The organism is Leptotrichia hofstadii (assembly GCF_007990525.1).
Classification (GTDB): domain Bacteria; phylum Fusobacteriota; class Fusobacteriia; order Fusobacteriales; family Leptotrichiaceae; genus Leptotrichia; species Leptotrichia hofstadii.
Genome location: NZ_AP019823.1, coordinates 294408 through 313190, shown reverse-complemented (window position 1 = coordinate 313190; position 18783 = coordinate 294408). Strand labels below are relative to the sequence as shown.

Annotated in this window: 15 protein-coding genes and 1 pseudogene; 7 read left to right on the top strand and 9 right to left on the bottom strand. The window is 30.4% G+C overall.

The window, feature by feature from the left end; genetic code table 11:
- Positions 1-83: 83 nt before the first annotated feature.
- The 6 genes from eno to FVE77_RS01400 all read right to left on the bottom strand — a co-directional run bounded on the left by eno (position 84) and on the right by FVE77_RS01400 (position 5869).
- Positions 84-1394, bottom strand: coding sequence for a phosphopyruvate hydratase (eno, locus tag FVE77_RS01425; RefSeq protein WP_026745225.1), 1311 nt, complete (start codon positions 1392-1394; stop codon positions 84-86).
- A gap of 323 nt (positions 1395-1717) precedes the next feature.
- Positions 1718-2233: a hypothetical protein gene (locus FVE77_RS01420; protein ID WP_026745224.1), complete on the bottom strand. Its 516-nt coding sequence runs from the start codon at positions 2231-2233 to the stop codon at positions 1718-1720.
- A gap of 27 nt (positions 2234-2260) precedes the next feature.
- Positions 2261-2737: a hypothetical protein gene (locus tag FVE77_RS01415; protein ID WP_026745223.1), complete on the bottom strand. Its 477-nt coding sequence runs from the start codon at positions 2735-2737 to the stop codon at positions 2261-2263.
- A 15-nt stretch (positions 2738-2752) separates the two neighbouring features.
- A complete protein-coding gene (locus FVE77_RS01410) occupies positions 2753-3631 on the bottom strand; it encodes a hypothetical protein (RefSeq protein ID WP_026745222.1) in 879 nt (292 codons plus the stop codon).
- Positions 3632-3684: 53 nt separating this feature from the next.
- The gene (locus FVE77_RS01405; protein ID WP_026745221.1) at positions 3685-5340 is read right to left on the bottom strand and encodes a bifunctional metallophosphatase/5'-nucleotidase; all 1656 of its coding nucleotides are present in this window, start codon (positions 5338-5340) and stop codon (positions 3685-3687) included.
- A gap of 130 nt (positions 5341-5470) precedes the next feature.
- On the bottom strand, positions 5471-5869 hold the full coding sequence (locus FVE77_RS01400; RefSeq protein WP_026745220.1) for a MazG nucleotide pyrophosphohydrolase domain-containing protein: 399 nt from the start codon (positions 5867-5869) through the stop codon (positions 5471-5473).
- 446 nt (positions 5870-6315) lie between these two features.
- Here FVE77_RS01400 and FVE77_RS13075 point away from each other — a divergent pair.
- Positions 6316-6518: pseudogene (locus FVE77_RS13075) on the top strand (hypothetical protein).
- A 75-nt stretch (positions 6519-6593) separates the two neighbouring features.
- On the opposite strand, the gene nadN reads toward FVE77_RS13075, so the two are convergent.
- Positions 6594-8384, bottom strand: coding sequence for an NAD nucleotidase (gene nadN / locus FVE77_RS01395; protein ID WP_026745219.1), 1791 nt, complete (start codon positions 8382-8384; stop codon positions 6594-6596).
- A gap of 229 nt (positions 8385-8613) precedes the next feature.
- Here nadN and FVE77_RS01390 point away from each other — a divergent pair, with 229 nt between their 5' ends.
- On the top strand, positions 8614-8844 hold the full coding sequence (locus tag FVE77_RS01390) for a hypothetical protein (RefSeq protein WP_232052943.1): 231 nt from the start codon (positions 8614-8616) through the stop codon (positions 8842-8844).
- Between the two features lie 132 nt (positions 8845-8976).
- On the opposite strand, the gene FVE77_RS01385 is transcribed toward FVE77_RS01390, so the two are convergent.
- Positions 8977-9909 (bottom strand): acyltransferase, encoded by a 933-nt coding sequence (locus tag FVE77_RS01385; protein WP_026745217.1) that lies wholly within the window; start codon positions 9907-9909, stop codon positions 8977-8979.
- Between the two features lie 241 nt (positions 9910-10150).
- Here FVE77_RS01385 and FVE77_RS01380 point away from each other — a divergent pair, with 241 nt between their 5' ends.
- Positions 10151-10669 carry an OmpA family protein gene (locus FVE77_RS01380; RefSeq protein WP_026745216.1) on the top strand — a complete coding sequence of 173 codons (519 nt, stop codon included), beginning with the start codon at positions 10151-10153 and terminating at the stop codon, positions 10667-10669.
- A 615-nt stretch (positions 10670-11284) separates the two neighbouring features.
- Here FVE77_RS01380 and FVE77_RS01375 read toward each other — a convergent pair.
- Positions 11285-13558, bottom strand: a complete 2274-nt coding sequence (locus FVE77_RS01375; protein WP_051254433.1) for a RelA/SpoT family protein — start codon at positions 13556-13558, stop codon at positions 11285-11287.
- A 278-nt stretch (positions 13559-13836) separates the two neighbouring features.
- Between FVE77_RS01375 and FVE77_RS01370 the strand changes: the two genes are divergently transcribed.
- The 4 genes from FVE77_RS01370 to FVE77_RS01355 all read left to right on the top strand — a co-directional run bounded on the left by FVE77_RS01370 (position 13837) and on the right by FVE77_RS01355 (position 18769).
- A complete protein-coding gene (locus tag FVE77_RS01370; protein ID WP_026745214.1) occupies positions 13837-15546 on the top strand; it encodes a DUF262 domain-containing protein in 1710 nt (569 codons plus the stop codon).
- Positions 15547-15698: 152 nt separating this feature from the next.
- A complete protein-coding gene (locus FVE77_RS01365; RefSeq protein ID WP_026745213.1) occupies positions 15699-16184 on the top strand; it encodes an HMA2 domain-containing protein in 486 nt (161 codons plus the stop codon).
- Positions 16184-16555, top strand: a complete 372-nt coding sequence (locus FVE77_RS01360; RefSeq protein ID WP_026745212.1) for an HMA2 domain-containing protein — start codon at positions 16184-16186, stop codon at positions 16553-16555. The genes FVE77_RS01365 and FVE77_RS01360 overlap by 1 nt, the downstream gene beginning before the upstream one ends.
- A gap of 33 nt (positions 16556-16588) precedes the next feature.
- A complete protein-coding gene (locus FVE77_RS01355; RefSeq protein WP_026745211.1) occupies positions 16589-18769 on the top strand; it encodes a heavy metal translocating P-type ATPase in 2181 nt (726 codons plus the stop codon).
- Positions 18770-18783 lie beyond the last annotated feature (14 nt).

Here is an 18783-nt window from a genome sequence, read left to right as displayed (position 1 = left end):
TTAAAAATATCTCTTTTAAATGTATTATTTTTTACTTTAAAAGAGACATTTTTAATTTAGAACTTTACTGAACTATGATTTTATTATTTAATGTTGATGTTGTAGAATGCTTTTTTACCTTCGTAAACAGCTTCTTCTGCCAAATCGTCTTCGATTCTTAATAATTGGTTGTATTTAGCCATTCTGTCTGTTCTTGATGCAGATCCTGTTTTAATTTGTCCTGCATTTGTAGCAACTGCGATATCAGCAATTGTATCATCTTCAGTTTCTCCTGATCTATGAGATACTACTGCAGTATATCCAGCTTTTTTAGCCATTTCAATTGCATCTAATGTTTCTGTTAAAGTACCAATTTGGTTTACTTTAATTAAAATTGAATTAGCAATTCCTTTTTTGATTCCTTCTTCTAATCTTACTGTGTTAGTAACGAACAAGTCATCCCCTACTAATTGAACGTCTTTTCCGATTGCATCAGTTAATTTTTTGAATCCGTCCCAGTCATCTTCAGCAAGTCCGTCTTCAATAGATACGATTGGGTATTTAGAAGTTAAGTGTTTGTACCATTCAACCATTTCATCTGAGTTTCTTACAACTCCACCTTCTCTCTTAAATGTATAAGTATAAGATCCGTCTGCATTTTTAGTTGCAAATTCTGATGAAGCGGCATCCATTGCGAATGTAACATCTTCTCCTAATTTGTATCCAGCAGCTTCTACAGCTTGAGAAATTACATCTAAAGCTCCTTCAGTTCCATTAATGTTAGATGGTGCGTATCCACCTTCATTTCCTACGTTAGTAGAATCTCCGTTTGCTTTTAAGATTTTTCCTAAGTGATGGAAAATTTCAGAACCCATTCTTAATGCTTCTTTGTATGTTTTAGCTCCTACAGGTTGTACCATGAATTCTTGAACGTCTACTGCTGAATCAGCATGTGATCCACCATTTAAGATATTCATCATTGGTACTGGTAATTCTTTAGCGTTTACTCCACCTAAATATCTGTATAAAGGTATACCTAATTGATTAGCCGCTGCTTTTGCCACTGCTAATGATACACCTAAAATTGCGTTAGCTCCTAATTTACCTTTGTTAGGTGTTCCGTCTAACTCGATCATGGCTTTATCAATAGCTACTTGGTCTAAAGCGTCAAATCCGATTAAGTGTTCAGCAATAACTTTGTTTACATTTTCTACTGCTTGTAACACACCTTGCCCTAAATATCTAGATTTGTCACCATCTCTTAATTCAACTGCTTCATGTTCTCCAGTTGATGCTCCAGATGGTACAGAAGCTCTTCCCATTGCTCCACCTTCTAAGTATACTTCAACTTCCACAGTTGGATTTCCTCTTGAATCAAGTATCTCTCTTGCATAGATATCTTCAATTCTAGTCATTTCTAATTACCTCCGTAAATTTATTTATTATAATATTTCTCAACTATAATTATATCACAATGTGTCCTTATTTTCAAAACAAAATTTCAATTTTTTCAAAAAAATTTAATAAAATTTATTAAAATTCAATAATATAAAAATATTTTTATGTTCTTTTCATTTTTAATTATTTATATTTTAGTATAGAAATTTGAAAATAAGAGTTTTCTCCTTAAATTTCCTAGCTGCTGACAGCTGGACTGTTAACGGCTAAATCCATATTTTGATATATTCCCATCTATATTTTGTCCTTGTCTGGCAAAAGACTTTTTTCTGTTTTTACTTTAATTTTGTTTTATTGACCTAATTTTATATTCCAATACCCTTGGCGCCGCAGTTTGTACTGTAATAAAAGTGTGATCCATCATTCTTGCAATTTCTATTGTTTTTTTACTGTTATAAAGCAGCAGCCTTCCTTTTGCTTCCAGTTTTGTCATTTTTTCCTTAGAAAGCCTGTTTTGATTTTTTATGTACATTTTTATTATTTGTTCATGTTCAGCATCGGTAGTTTGTGAGTCAAAAACTGAAGAAACTAGCCTCCCATCGACAAAGTTAAAACTATTCAGCTGCCTTTCAATTCCCAGCGGATCTTTTACATTAGCATAGTAATAAACCGCATAATTGCCTTCATCATGTGAATTTGACAGAGCTTTTTTCTGAATAATTTTAGCAAATTCCTGTTTTGTCATTCCAAATTTTAAAGTGCTTGTAATACTTTCTCCATAACTTTTTTCAAATTCTGGATTTCCAAACATAAACGTTGAAAACATCAACATCATTACTAACAAAATTTTTTTCATAAATTTAATTTCCTTTCTTAAATTTGTTTATAATTTTTCCAATAATCTCTCATGATTTTCTCCAAGCAAATTATCTAATACTTTATAAAATTCTTCATTTTTTACAGAAGTTTCAAAAGAATAATGTTCATTTTTATCGTAAATTGCAATCTTACTCTCAGGGTAATAATCCCTAACAATCACATTTTCATCTGGTTTTTTCATTCCATTTACTATCTGTTTCATTATTTTATTTTTTTGTTTATAATCTTTTAAAACTAAAGTAATTTTATTTGAATAGTTTTTTACTTCATTTAAATAGGAAATACTGCAATTTAATTCTATGCATTCAAGATTCCATTCATAATATACTGATTCTCCCATAAAAGATTCCTTATGCTTAAAATCATAATTTTTATTAAAATCCAATTTTTTTAAATCTTTCTTGCTATATTTCTTTCTATCAAATTTTCCACAAGAAACAAACATCAAGATTAAGCATATAAATAAAAATATTTTTTTCATATTCAATTTTCCTCACTACATCTCATTCAAATATTTATCCATATAATCTGCATCTTTTGCAGTTGCTTTCTTTATTTCCTTAGAAATATAGGTGCTTTCCAACTTTTGCTTATTTTGTTCACGTAATTTTTTATTTGTAATTTCTTCATTTATCATCAAAACATTTAATAATAGCAATGTTTCTTTTAGGCGGTTATATTCGTGAACTTCATTTGATGCATTGGCATTTACGATGTTGTTTATATATTCTGAAACTGCTTTTTCGATTTTACCGTCATTGTAATATTTTCTCACTTCAGACAATGTGTAAGTCAAGTTCATCGAATGTACTTCTTCATCTGCCATTCCAACCTGTCTTTTTACATCTTCGCTTTTTAATAAAGTTAAAACTTTTTTTATTTGAATCTGTCTATTATCTTCGTTTGCGATGTTAAATATTTTTACAATTTCCATAATAGGAGTATTATTATACTTTTTTTCTATTTCTTTATAATAGCTATCGCTTTTATCCTTTTTCCCAATTCCACGATAATACACCATTTTTGCAAATAATTTTTCATACTCATAAGGAGTATATTTTGTGAATAAATCTAAATATTTTTCATAATCTTTTCCGATTTTGGACTCATAAATTGTGATAATATCTTCTGATACAATGTAATTTCGCTCATCTTTTTTCAAGATGGCAAGCAGTTTATTCAATTTTTCCCCGATTACAGTTTCATCATTTTCAAAAGCCACAATATCTCTTATTTCATAATCAATTTTTTGCGTTTCATCAATTATTGCCTGCTTTATTCCTATTTTTGAAAGATTTTCCTGAATCTGCTCCTTTCTTGTGTAAGCAAAGCTCAAACTGCTTAACAGTAAAAATGCTATTGTTAATTTTTTCATGAATTGTTCTCCATTTTTGTATTTTTTATTTCTATTCCTTCAGCAATTCTAAATTATAATCCAATTATTTCCCAGTTATTATGACTCTTTCCATCAATTACACCATTTTTTACATCTCGAATATAGTCAATCATCATATTCTGAATGGTTCCCTTTATATTTCCAATTATTTCTTTTGAGGCCCATAAGACTGGGATTTTCTGACCATCAAAAATACCGCCTTTTCTAGCCAGCTGTTCAAACCTATAGGCATTCATTCCAACTTTTAATTTCATTTCAGGCGTTATTTTAGTTCCATTAACTAACATCAGGTTGGTAATTTTATTGCCTTTTTCATTTCTTAAATCAATTTTATATTTCACCCCGCCAAAAATATCAAATGTTACATATTTTCCGTTAGAACGTTCTGGATTATAGTGATACTCGGTATCTCCAGTTCTAATTGTATCAAAATAGTCAGCAGACCATTCCATATAGTCTTTTAACTGTTTTCCAGTCATTTCGTAAATTGTAACATCTCCACCTGTGTAACGGTAGTTGTAAACTATGTCTTTTCTCTTAATTTCCCCTTTATCCAGTTTTACATTTTCATAATTGTATGCAAATGAAACGACATCTGCACCGCTGTAATAAAGCTCAACATCAGTTATAAATGACGACAGTCCTGTATCTTTAGCAAAAGCTGCTGACATACCATAATATTTTTCTTTGGGAACCATATCATTTAGCGTATTCCCTATTTTTTCATTTGCAATTCTGCAAAGTCTATTGTGAAAAGGTTTATAAATCTCTTCAATTTTTTTATCAGGTTCTTCATCTTTTACAGGAATAGTCGTAGAATCTTTACTTATTAATTTAATATTTTCATCCAATACTTCAAATTTTAGGTCTACTTCTGAAATAACAGTTCCATATCTATGAGGCTCTGTAATAAGAACACCGTTAATTATTTCCTTTGGTATATTCTGATGCATATGTCCTGCTATAATCACATCAATTTCAGGTACAGCGTTTGCTAAATCCTTTACTCCAGTTTCAGGAATTCCATTTTCATTTTCAATGCCCATATGAGCTACTACAACAATAGCGTTTGCACCTTCCTTTTTAAGTCTTTTTACTTGTTTTTGAGTTTCCTTTATAGGCGACACAAAATAAAAATCCTTCAAATAGCCAGTATCTTCTTCAAATTGTGCTGACATTGGAGTTGATAATCCAATAATTCCAATCTTCACACCATCCTTTTCAATAATCGTAGAAGCATCTAAATATCTGCTTTTATCTTTTGAAAAATTGGTATCATTTTCAGCGTTTTCATTGTAATACAAATTAGCAGTCAGTTTTTTAAATTTCATATCTCGCAATATATTTGATAAAGTTGGCATTCCAAAGTTAAACTCATGATTTCCCGGTACAAAAATATCATAACCTATGTAATTTAGTATTTCTGGGATGGGATGTTTTGAAGCCATTGCAAATTTTTCTATCCAATTATCTTGAATCGCATCCCCAACTTCAACCAAAATCACATTTTTATTCTTTTTTCTAATTTTTTTCACCAATGTTGAAATCTGTGCATAAGAGCCTGACCTATCCTCTTCATCAGCTGCATAGTTCCAAGCAAGCACTCTACCATGAACATCGCTTGTTCCCAATATTTTTATACTTACTTCTCGTTTTATTAAAATGGTATCCGTATTTTCTGTTGTCATAATATCTATATTTCCTTTTCAGTCTTTTTATTTTCTATACTTAAAATTTTTTTTAACATACTAAATTCTCTTAAAATTAAATAAATTTGAGAATTAAATAGTTATAGATTTTGTGAACTGCATTTTACATTTATTTCTTCATATTTTTCCATTTTTCTCTAGCTTCAAAAATTGAAAATTCCCTGCCATATTTTACTTCATTCAATTCATCTTTAATATAAAAAATCTTTTCCAAATCAATCTCATAGTCATTTGCAATCGCAATAATATAATAAAAAACATCAAACACTTCCTCTTCAATAGTACCTTTTATATTTTCTCCATCATATCTCACATTTTTTCTAATATTTTCAGCTAATTCTCCAAATTCCTCAATTAATTTTAAAACAAGTCTTTGTCCATTTTCCTTTTTATTCTGCTTAATTTTATCATCCTTTGTTTCATCCAGAGTTCCTTTTTCTATTCTTTTTATCAAATACTGCACTTCTTTAAGTGTCATATCATCACTGTTATTATTTTTTTTATTCATAAAACTACCTCCTTACCTTACAAAATATCTTTATTCATTGATTTATCAAGCATTTCCAAAATATTTTAACCAATAGTTCGTTTTCTATAATTTTATTTATATTCAAAGTTATTTTAAGCAAGGGTATCAAACGCCATACCCTTGCATCCCTGCTTCTCGAATTTCAATTTTACAGCAAAAGACAAAACTCGCTTTTAACAAAAATTATTTTAATTCCATAAAGTTATTATAAATTTAAAAATAATAGAAAAGCTCAAACAAGTTGTCTTTTACTGAAAAATTAAAATCTCGGAAATTTACAATAAATGTTTTAATACTAAACCCCATTTAAACAACGAATTTATTATAATCTATTCTATAAAACCTAATATTTTCAAATAATTAAAATATAATTTTCATTTTTTAAACATAATCTAGTATAAGCTAATTCGTCGGAGCATTTTTCTGTGCCGGCAAAACTGTTTGAGCATAGCGAGTTTTTTGCCAGTGCAGAAAAATGTTGTAGACTAGCCATAGGTTATTGCGTAGCAATCTTGCCACAATTTTAATTATTAGGATAAACCTTTACTGCAAGATAAGGTTTTGCGACAATGAGCAATCCTACGAAAATAAAAAAGAAAAAAATAGTAATATAAAAAAATATTTATAATTAAAATAGTCTATAATAAATTTTATAAAATAATATATAAATAAAATGTCATTTGTTTTTAAATTTTTTAAAAAATTAGTATTTGAAGATTACGTTTGTAGATTTTGGTTTTCCTATTTCTTTTTTCTCTTTCAAATAGTCAATAAATATTTTAGTATCGCTTAAATGAGTATCTCTTCCACGTTTTTGGGATGTGATTTTTCCTAATGTTGTGTAGCCGTCTTTTCCTTTGGCGATGTAAGAGTTTACAGCTAACATATATGTTTTTTTAGCGTCAATTGGCACCCATTTGTTTGCTTTAAAGTCGAATACTTCTATTTTTTTGACTCTTGTACCAAGTGTTCCTTCTTTTGTAGCTTCGTATCTAATTCCTGCACCATAAGGGAATGCACCGCTTGAACCTCCATTTAGAACATAGTCAATTGCGTCTTCTAATGTCTGTTTCACTTCTGCACCTGTAATGTCTGTTATAAATACTGTGTTTGAAGTAAATGGCAGTAATGAATATGCCAAATCATAAGTGAATACACCTGGATTTAATGTGATTCTTACGTTACCTGCGTTTACAATTACAAAGTCAACGTTTCCAGTTCCTGTATTTCTTAATTTATGTAAAACTGATTCAGCTACAAGTGTTGTTGCAAAAGAACCGTCTTTATTGTGAGGTCCTGGTACTCTGTTGTCTGAACCTCCTGGAATTTCTTCTGTAATTTTACCAATTGTACGTTTTCCAAGTTCTGTTTTTTCTTTTTGGTATCTTTCGAGAAGCTTTGCTAAAGTTGGGTCATTTTTGATGGCAGCTATATTTTTATTGTTCTTTATTGAGTTTAACATTGCATTTTTTTCTTTCGCATCTAACTGAACTGCCTTCCCTTCAGCATTTTTCACTTCAAAAAAGTCATCTCCAATTAGAACTTTCGGTGTTGGGATTAATTCGGTAATTACGCCATTCTTGTCAAATTTTGCTTTCATTTGCCCTAATAAATACGAATAATTCCATGCTTCTGCAATATAAACTGGATTTCCGTTAGGTGAATTTACTTTTTTAGGGTAATCCTCTTTTTCAGGAACTAATCCAAATTGTTCAAATTCTTTCCCTAATAAATAATGAGTGTCCCCAGTTATGATCAAATCAACTCCGTCAACCTTCTCCCCAATTTCCACATTTTTTTCGTATCCTGAATGGGATACAATTATTATTTTATTTATTCCTTTGCCTTGCAGCTCATTTACATATTTTCTCGCTGTTTCAACTTCATCAAGGAATTTAATGTCATCTCCCGGACTAGAAGATTCCTTAGTTTTTTTCACAACATCCAGTCCAATAATTCCAATATTTTGCCCGCCAACATTTTTTATCATGTACGGTTTCCATTTTCCTTCCAGAATGCTTCCTTTATCAGGCACAACATTTGCTGAAACTACTGGTATTTTCAAGACATCTAAAAATGATTTTAAAAGTTTGTTTCCATCGTCAAATTCGTGATTTCCCAATGTAAAAACATCAAAATTTATTGCATTCATAAGCTCAGCATCAGCTTTTCCTTCAAATAATGTGTAATAAAGCGTCCCTGTCAGCGCGTCTCCTGCGTGGAGTACAAGAGTATTCTTATTGCCTTGTCTAAAATTTTTGATTGCCTGTGCGACTCTTGGCAATCCTCCAATATGTACCGTAACAGTTTTTCCGTTGAGTTTAAGAGGCATTTTTTCCTCTTCCAGATGTGAATGGTGATCGTTAATGTGAGCTACATTCAGCTCAAATGAAGTTGATGAACTTTGTTTTTTTGCCCTTTGAATTGTTTTTGCCTCCAAACCTGCTGTAGAAAATAATGAGACTGCCAGTCCCAATAACATTAATTTTTTCATAACTTTTCCTCCTTGAAAAAAATTTGTATTTCTCAATATAATTATAACTTGATTTCTCCAAAAAAAATAGCAAAAAAAATAAATTTTTTCAAAAACATAGATTTCAAATAAATTTTACAATATTTTAAAATAAAACTATGTTATAATTTTTTTAATACTTTTTGAATTATCAAAAAGAAATTTTTATCAAAATAAAGAAGGAGAGAATAAAATGAATGTAAAAAACTTTATGAAAAAGCTAATTTTAATTTTAGGAATACTTGGTATTTCGGTTACTTCATTTGCTGCAACTAGAAAAAACAACAGAATTGTATATGTAAAAAAAGAACCTTCCCGTAGAGTAATAAGAAGAAGATATATTTTTGTAAGAGTTCCAAGAAGAAAGAAAGTTGTATATGTGAAAAGAGAGCCTTCCCGTAGACAAAGACGTGCAAGAATAGCTGCTGGAAGAAGAAGATAGCTTTAACTAAATAAGAAATTTTGTTTATTCTTTTAAAATTTGAAAAATTTAATACTTTAAAAGAAAAGGGGCTTTAATTGTACTGCCCCTGTTTTTATTGCCGTTCATTTTTTTATGCATCTATGTTAAAAGTTATTTATTAGCTTTTAAAATTAATCTGCTAACCTGTTTCAAAAAATTATACAAAATTCCCGAGATTATACTTAGCCCAATTGTCATTGCCGATTTAAAAATCATTTCATCACTTATCCTTATAACAGAATTAAGGATTATTAGATGAACCAGAAATGCAAAATACGTAGAATCCGCTATCATTTTTACAATCCTGTTCCTTTTAGCAAAATTAAATTTGCACCAAAATATAAAAAAGGAAATTGTCATAATAAAAGTTCCGAGCGAATTTTTGTCAAAGAAGTCAGATATACGTTTCCCTGTTGTTGCTAAAACATATTTTGCAGATAAAAAACTCAGCGAAAAGCCTAAAAGATAAACAGCTATTATCAAAGAAAATGGAATTTTTTTCATTTTTTTATCGTATTTCTTCACAAAATATCCTAAAATATAATATCCTATAAAGCCTGTCAACGGAAAATTAGAAAAAGGAATTTCAGCAAGATTAAAATATCGGAAATACGGATTCAGAATATTATACAAAAACCATAGGAAAACTGCAAAAAAGGTCTCTTTTTCTGCATATTTCAACACCTTCTGCAGCCACGGCGTAAGAAGATACAGACCCAATATCATATAAATATACCAAAAATGCGATGCTGTAATCACTTTCCCTTTCAAAACTGGCATAATCGGAATTTTTCCAACATAAATATAGACAATATTAAATACTAAAAAAAGTGGCAAAATATTTAAAATCCTTTTTTTAAAAAATACCATCGCCTCTTCCGTTTTATCAAGCAGCAAATATCCGCTAATCATAATAAACAAATTAACTCCTATCGAAATAACGGCATAGCCTCCCATCCATATATCCACTCCAAACTGCCTGTTCAAAGTATGCAGAAATACAATAAAAATGAATGCAAAAATCCTTATAATATCAATCGCCATCGTACTTTTCTCTCCTTTTTCCTAAATTATACAAAACATTCAAAGTTTTTGTCAATACATGTTCAATTCTTCTGCGTTAAGCTGATAAAATTAATTAAATAGAAAACAAAATTAAACAGATTTTAAAAAAGAAATTTAAATAAAGGCTATGAAAATTAAAAAAAATATGCTATACTTAATAAAGGAAAGTATAATTTAAATATAATAAAAAATATAAAATAAAAAGGAAAAGAGGTTTTATATGGAGAAAAAATCAAAAATAACTGCAATGTTATCTGTCTTGTTAGTTTCTGCTCCAACTACAGCTAAGAAAATCACAACATCAAACCTGCGTGACAATGCAATGAGGTCAACTGCAATTGAAGTGGAAGGATCTGAGCTGGGTGAACTGGAAGCGACAAAGGAAAGTGCAGATTCAGACGTTGTAGTGCTAGATGCAAATCAGCTTAAATTCGACTTTAATAGCGCAACAATCAAGGAAGAATATACTCCAGCATTAAAAAAGCTGAAGGATTATATAGAAGCTAAAAATCAGAAAATTTCAATTATAGGCTACACAGATTCCAAAGGTACAAGAGAGTACAACAGGGAACTGTCCCTAAGAAGAGCTGAAAGTCTTGAAGAAAAATTAATAGATCTTGGACTTTCCCCTGAAAGAATAATTGAAACAAAAGGAAATGGAGATGCCAATCCAGTAGCAACAAATGACACAGAAGAAGGAAGAGCGGCAAACAGAAGAATTGAAATACAATTTATGTAAAAATAAAAAAAGGGCTTGAATTAGTCCTTTTTTATTTGTAAACAGCTGCTCTAATACCTGCTTTTATAACATTTAATACTATTTCCCATTTAAATAGCAGAAATTAGAAAATTCATGGAATTAAAGCCTTTTTTAAAAGATTATACTGATTATACTATTATACAGCCTATGTAATTATTAAAATGTCCTTAATTAAATTTAATCATTCAGTATCCACATAAGGGATTTTTATAATTCTATTTATAAGTTATGATTAATAATAGTTTTTTCTATTTTTTAAATGAAGTGTTGTTATAAAATTTTAATTTTTTTCGTTGCCGAACAGCTCTTTGTCCTATTCTAAGGCTTTATTATTTTTATATCCTTACATAGAAAAGGTAACGTTTTTAAATTAGAATTTTTAACCAGTTCCAACGTAGCTATATAAATTGTAATAACTAAAAATTACAATTTTAAATAATTTATAGCAATCATAAAAATAATAATTATAAAAAAGAAAAACAGCACTTTTTTAGTAATGTTTATAAAAAACTTTAATAAAAAAAACAATATAATTATTCCTATTATCAATTTCAGTTCCATTTTCAATCCCCCCTTTTTATAGAATTTGTCTTTTTATTTCTTTATTACATCTATTATTTCCGGCATTGATTTTAAGTTATTTGCCAATCTATCAAAATCATCTCGGCTTCTAATAGTTATTCTTAGATGTATAAAAATTCGCTTGTTCCCATTTTCTTTAAAGTTATTCGTATTTACAGTTATTAGATTCATTTTGTATTCATTTAAAATTCGGATAATATCCAGCAATAGTCCATTTCTATCTGAGGCTTTTATCGTGAAATTAAATTCGTATGTACTGTTTGATGAACTTGCAGATTCGTCCCAATAGACATCAACTTCTCTTTCTGGCTCTTTTTGCATAAGAGAAATAAAATTATCGCAGTCAACACGATGAATTGCGATTCCACGTCCACGTGTCACATAACCACGTATTTCATCTCCAGGAAGAGGACTGCAGCATTTTGCAAAACGGTACATTGTATTTTCTGTCCCAGAAATTTTTACTCCACCTTGATTTCGTTCCTTTTGACGATGCCCTTTTTCAGTTTCCTCCTCAAGCACCTTTTCTAATGCCTTTTCCTCTTTTACCTCAAATTTATTCATAAAGCCGTCAAGTGACAAATCTCCAGTTCCAAATCTGTAAAATAAAGTTTTATTATCACCAATGTTGTATTTTTTCATATAAAGAAAAACACGCTCATCTTCCAGCATATCCTTTAATTTAAGCCCAAGACGGTCAAATTCCTTTTCTAGAATCTGTTCCCCTTCCTTTGATTTTTCTTCAAATTCCTTGTCCTTGAACCATTTTCGGATTTTCACACGGGAACTATGGTTGTTTACCATTTCAATCCAGTCTTTTCCCGGTCCTTTCATATTTTTAGAAGTTATAACTTCAACTTTATCTCCAGTTTTTAATACTTGATTAAGCTGAACAATCTTTCCATCCACTTTTGCCCCAATCGTTCTGTACCCAATTTGCGTATGTACTTGAAATGCAAAATCAAGTGCAGTGGAATTTCGTGGCATTTCCACAATATCGTCCTTTGGTGTAAACACAAATATTGTTTGTTTTAGTACATCGCCTGTAACTTCCTGTGCAAATCCGACTTGTTTTTTATTCTCCTTTTTATTTTGAACAGAATCTTTCAATTTTTTTACATCTGCATAAAATTTTTCATTTTTAGATTTTGATTTTTTTTCTTTATATTTCCAGTGCGCCGCAACTCCTTCTTCTGCTATTTCGTGCATTTCTTGAGTTCTAATTTGAATTTCCACATTCTGATTATTAGGCCCTTTCACTGTTGTATGAATTGACTGGTAGCCATTTGGCTTTGGTTGTGAAACATAATCTTTGAATCTATCAAAAACAGGTATAAATAAATCGTGAATTATTCCCAGTACATTGTAACATTCATTCTTTTTCTCAACAATAATTCGTATTGCAATCAGGTCATATAAATCCATAAATCTTTTTTGCTTCTCATTCATTTTCCTATAAATACTGTACAAATGCTTTGGACGCCCTGTAACTTCACCCTTTATATTATTTTTTTTGAGTTCTATTTTTATTTTTTCAATAAATTTTGCTGTATATTCTTCCCTCTCGCGTCTTTTTGTATTTACAAGCTCTTTAATCTCATAATAATCATTTGGATATAAAAACCTAAAACTTATGTCCTCCAATTCCCATTTTATCCTAGCCATCCCTATTCTGTGAGCAATTGGCGCATAAATTTCAATTGTTTCCTTTGATTTTTCCTGCTGCTTTTCAGGTTTCATGTACTTTAACGTTCGCATATTGTGAAGCCTGTCCGCCAGTTTTATAATTACAACCCGAATGTCCTCTGACATTGCGATTACCATTTTTCTTTTATTTTCCAATTTTTTGCTGTCAGTTCTCGGCAAATTCCTAAGTTTTGTAACCCCATCCACCAACTTTTTCACATCTTTTCCAAAATTATCCTCAATATCCTCCAGAACTATAAGAGTATCCTCAACTACATCGTGCAAAAGCCCAGCCACAATAGTATCTGTATCCATTTTCATATCAGCCAGTATTTCAGCAACTTCCACAGGATGCAAAATATAATCCTCCCCGCTTTTTCTCTTTTGTCCTATATGTGACTCATACGCAAGTATAAAAGCATGTTCAATTTTATTCGTGTCCACATCCAGCCTGTTCTCTTTAATTCTGTCAGTCAGGTCTTTAAACAGCTCATCATAGCTCTTATTCACAATTGCAGGTACTTTGGTATCCACTATATCATCATCCGTCATCTTCCATTCATTTTTCGGCACTTTCTTTTCATCCATCTCGTATCCCATCCTCCCAGTATCAAATAAAACCTTCTCTGCATTATTCTATTCAATCACTTTTTCTTAAAATTATTTTACTATACATTTTAAAAAAAATCTATTATAAAGTGTGAATATTGTTAATTATTTTTGTTTTGAGATTCTAAATTGTTGAAAAGACATAACTAAAAGAGTTATCTAACTTGTTTTTAATCAAAAATCAAAATTTATGCACCTAAAAAATTTTTTCTGTTGAAAAATACCCTTGAAATAGTGTATAATTTATAAAAAGAACTGTAGGAGGCGTTATGGTTGCAACAATACAAGTTAACAAGCAAAGCATAAAGCAGTTGCTGGAAAGCGGAAAAGATCAGACGTTTTTAATACCTGAATACCAAAGACCGTATTCCTGGACTGAAAATGAAACTAAAACGTTATTTTATGATTTACTGGAATTTACAGAAAATGAAACTAAAAGAACTAACGAAACAGAAGGCACATACTTTTTGGGAAGTATTGTTTCCTATGAAAATGAAGATGGCGAACAGGAAATTATCGACGGACAGCAAAGAATAACTTCCTTATTTTTACTTTTACGGGCAATTTACACAAAATTAACTTCTTATGAAAACAAAACTGTAGAACAGGAAAATTTTATAAGACAAATTGAGCCAGCGTTATGGAAACAGGCAAAACTCACTGGAGAAGTTGATTATACTAGTGTTTTGATTACTTCCAGAGTTATTGACAATGAAGGAAATAAAATTTTACAAAATATTTTGGAAAGCGGGATTGCTGATCCTAAAGCAACTGATAATTATTCCAAAAACTACATTTTATTTCAGAAACTATTTGAAAAGCTTTGTGAACTCAGTCCAACATTAATGCTGGAATTTATTTATTACACGCTGAACAGAGCGGTTGTTTTCCCAATAAAAACAGATTCGCAAGATGACGCTTTAAGCGTATTTTCTACTTTGAATGATAGAGGATTGCCTCTTTCTGAAGCAGATATTTTTAAGGCAAAAATGTATAACCGAATCAAAAAAGAATATAAAAAATTGTTTATTAAACAATGGAAAAATTTAAGCGAACGGGCAATTTATGCTAAAGAAAATGTAAAACAATTGTTTTATTATTATATGTTTTATTTAAGAGCTTCTGAAAAGGATGTCGCAACGACTACACTTGGACTTAGACGTTTTTATTCAAAAGGCGGATTTACACGGCTTTATAAATCAAACTTATTGAAACATCTGGATCAAATTTTGGATTTATGGGTAGTTATGAACAGGCGTGAATCAATTGATGACAAGCCTTGGACAGAAAATATACAGATTATAAAGATTTTGGATACTTTATCAGCTTATCCAAATGAATCTTGGAAATATCCTGTTGTTGTCTATTATTTGTCACATGGCGAAAAAGAAAATTTTGAAACTTATTTCTTAAAATTTTTAAGAAAGCTATTTTTGGAATTGACAGCAAATTATCTTGTAACACCGAGTGTTGCCGCTGTAAAAGCTGATATTCTTAAACTTAATGTTGATATTGTTGATAATATTTCTCCAAAAATTGCATTCAAAAATATTCCAATTTCTGTACTTCAGGAAAAAGTAAAAACACCAAACAAAAATCTTGTACGTATGATTTTAAAAATGGTTGTGTATAACAATCAGGATGAATTACTGCCTGAAAAATGGGAAATTGAATATATATTGCCACAAAAATGGAGTAACCGTTTCTCAGAAAGTATTGAAAATAAACAGGTTAAAGAATATATAAATTATATTGGAAACAAGATTCCTTTTGAAAAGAAATTGTCGATTAAAGCTTCAGAAAACTTTTTTGACAAGAAAAAAGCAAGTTATGAAAAATCTAAAATTAAATATGTACGTGAACTAATCCCAGCAGATAAGACTGACTGGACTTTTGAAGACATTAATATAAGAAACAAAAAAGTAGCAGAAGAGCTTGTTAAATTGTTCATTACGTGGAATGGGGAATATGAATTTTAAATTTAATAATTTTTTAGGATAAGGGCGTTAGAAATGCCCTTATTTTTTTGATAAAATTATTTTAAAGTCCGTTTTATTTTATTTAATTAAATCCTTGAAATTTAAAATAAAAAGGTATATAATGATTTATAAAAATATTTAAGGAGTCAGTTATGTTACAAAATTTTTATGGCGTTATTCAAGTAAAACATTACCAGAATGGACGGTTGAGACTTCAAACAGATGCATTAAAAGAGAATGAGGAGTTAGAACAGGAATTTTTAAATAATATGCGTCAATTATCGGGAATACACTCAGTAAGCGTTAATTCCATTATTGGAAGCATCTTAATTTATTTTGATGAAAAAATTATTGAGAGTTCGTTTTTGTATTTAATCGTTCTAAAATTGCTCCATCTGGAAGAAGAAGCCTTAAAAAATAAGCCTGGAAAAGTAAAAAAAATGTTAAAACAGGCATTTGAATCTGTTGATATGGCTATTTACAATAAAAGTAGAGGTTATCTGGACTTAAAGACATTAGTTGCAGGAATTTTTGCTTTTTATGGCATTAAAAAATTAAGACAATTTCCAAAATTGCCTACAGGTGCCACTCTGTTATGGTGGGCTTTTATTTTTTTATCAGAAGGGAAAAGAAAATAATGTTGGAAAATTTATTTAAGGCTACATATCTGATGTTTAATCAGATAAAGGTTGTACACAGTATTCCTGGCAGATTAAGGCTTTCTGTCCCAAATTTATCAAAAATTCCAGAAGAATTAAAAAAATATGATTATCGAGTTACAGAACTTATTTTATCAAAAAAAGGCATAAAAAGTATTGAGTATTCGTATGTGACAAATAAAATTCTGATTTACTATGATGTAAAATTAATTTCAGAAAAACAAATACTGGACTGGCTGAACAAAGTATGGAAAACTATGATTAATCATTCTGAATTATATGAAAATAAATCCTTAAAGGAAATAGAAGATAATTTGGATACTTTTTATAACATAATTAAAGAACTTTAATTATTGCCAAAATGAAAAAAGAAAGGGATTTTTATGTTAAATAAAGATTATTTGCTGGACTGCAAGATTTTACACGAAATTCGTGGAAGAATCAGAATAAAATCAAGAGCTTTAAAATATCTTGGAATTCATAAGGAAGAGATAACAAAGCAGCTAATGCAGGTTCATTATATCCAAAGTGTTGAAATTTCAAGTATTACAGGAACTATTCTTGTTTATTTTGACAATTTCTCATTAACTGGTGAAAACTTAATATCTTTACTTCAAAATACATTAAATACATATCTAGTAGATATATACAAAAACGAAAAAAAACAAATATCAAATAAATATGTGATTGAAAGACGTCTGCAGGAAGAATCTCCACAGGAAATTATTAAAAATATTGGTGCTGCTGTACTTTTACTGCTACTGCCAAATCCAAAGATAAAATTAACAGGAATCAGGCGGCTATTTAACTACAAAACTTTATCAACAGTTTCTTTAGCCCTGCCTGTTTTAAAAAATGGAATTTATTCTCTTATTCAAAATAAGCGTCCCAACGCAGATACTCTAAGTTCTACAGCTATTGTCAGCAGCATTATTTTAGGAAGTGAACGAACAGCTTTGACAATTATGATTTTAGAAAAATTTGCAGAGCTTCTGACTGTTTATACAATGAAAAAGACACGTGGCGTAATTAAAGACATGTTAAGTGTTGGAGAAAACTATGTCTGGAAGCAGTCTGATGATGGAAATACGGCCAAAAAAGTTCCAATTGAAGAAATTAGCAAGGGAGATTTTATACTTGTTCAAACTGGGGAAAAAATAAGTGTGGATGGAACGATTGAAAAAGGTGAGGCGATAATTGATCAGTCGGCAATTACTGGGGAATATATGCCTGTTACGAAAAAGGCTGGAGAAGAAGTTTTTGCAGGAACGCTTTTAAAAAGTGGAAATATTACTGTAAAAGCTGAGAAGGTTGGAGATGACAGAACAGCTTCCAGAATTATAAAATTAGTGGAAGATGCCGCTTTTAACAAGGCTGATATTCAATCTTATGCCGATACATTTTCTGCACAGTTAATCCCGCTTAACTTTCTGCTCGCCGGAATTGTCTATGTTTCAACGAAAAACTTGCAAAAAGCCCTTAGTATGCTTGTAATTGACTATTCATGCGGAATAAGGCTGTCAACAGCAACAGCATTTTCAGCTTCAATTAATACAGCGGCTAAAAATGGAATTTTGATTAAAGGAAGCAACTATCTGGAAGAACTTTCAAAATCTGACACAGTAATATTTGACAAAACAGGTACAATTACCGAAGGAAAGCCTAAAATTCAAACGCTAAAGACTTTTGGAAAAAATATGAAGGATAACAGAATGCTTGCACTGGCTGCCGCGGCTGAAGAAACTTCATCACATCCTTTAGCAAGTGCAATTTTGAATGAAATTAAAAATAGAGGATTAAAAATTCCAAAACATAAGGAATCCGTTATTAAAGTTGCAAGAGGGATAGAAACTTTTGTAAATAAGGATATTATTCGTGTAGGAAGCCTGAAATACATGGAAGAGAATGATATTTCACTAGAAGTGGCAAGTGATATAGTGAAGGGAATGCAAAATCGTGGAGAAATTGTAATTTACGTGGCTAAAAATAATGATTTAATAGGTGTTATCGGTGTTTCAGATCCGCCTAGGGAAAATATAAAAAAGGCAATGAATCGGCTAAGAAATCAAGGAATAGATGATATTGTACTGTTAACGGGAGATTTGAGACAGCAGGCTGAAACTATCGCTTCAAGAATGTCAATGGATAGATACGAGTCTGAACTGATGCCTGAGGACAAGGCTAAAGATATTTTAAAATTCCGTTCAATTGGTTCAAAAGTTATTATGATAGGTGACGGAATAAACGACGCTCCTGCCCTTTCCTATGCAAATGTAGGAATAGCTCTAGGAAGTTCACGTACCGACATTGCGATGGAAGCTGCTGATGTTACAATAACTTCAGACGACCCATTACTAATACCAGGTGTAATTGGTTTAGCAAAAAACACTGTAAAAATAATAAAGCAGAATTTTGCAATGGCAATTGGAATAAATAGTTTTGCCCTTGTATTAGGTGCAACAGGACTTCTGCCTGCAATATACAGTTCAATTTTGCATAACTCTATCACAATTTTAGTAGTTGGAAATTCATTGCGACTATTAAAATACGATGTTAATAAATAAAAATTTTTGTGTTT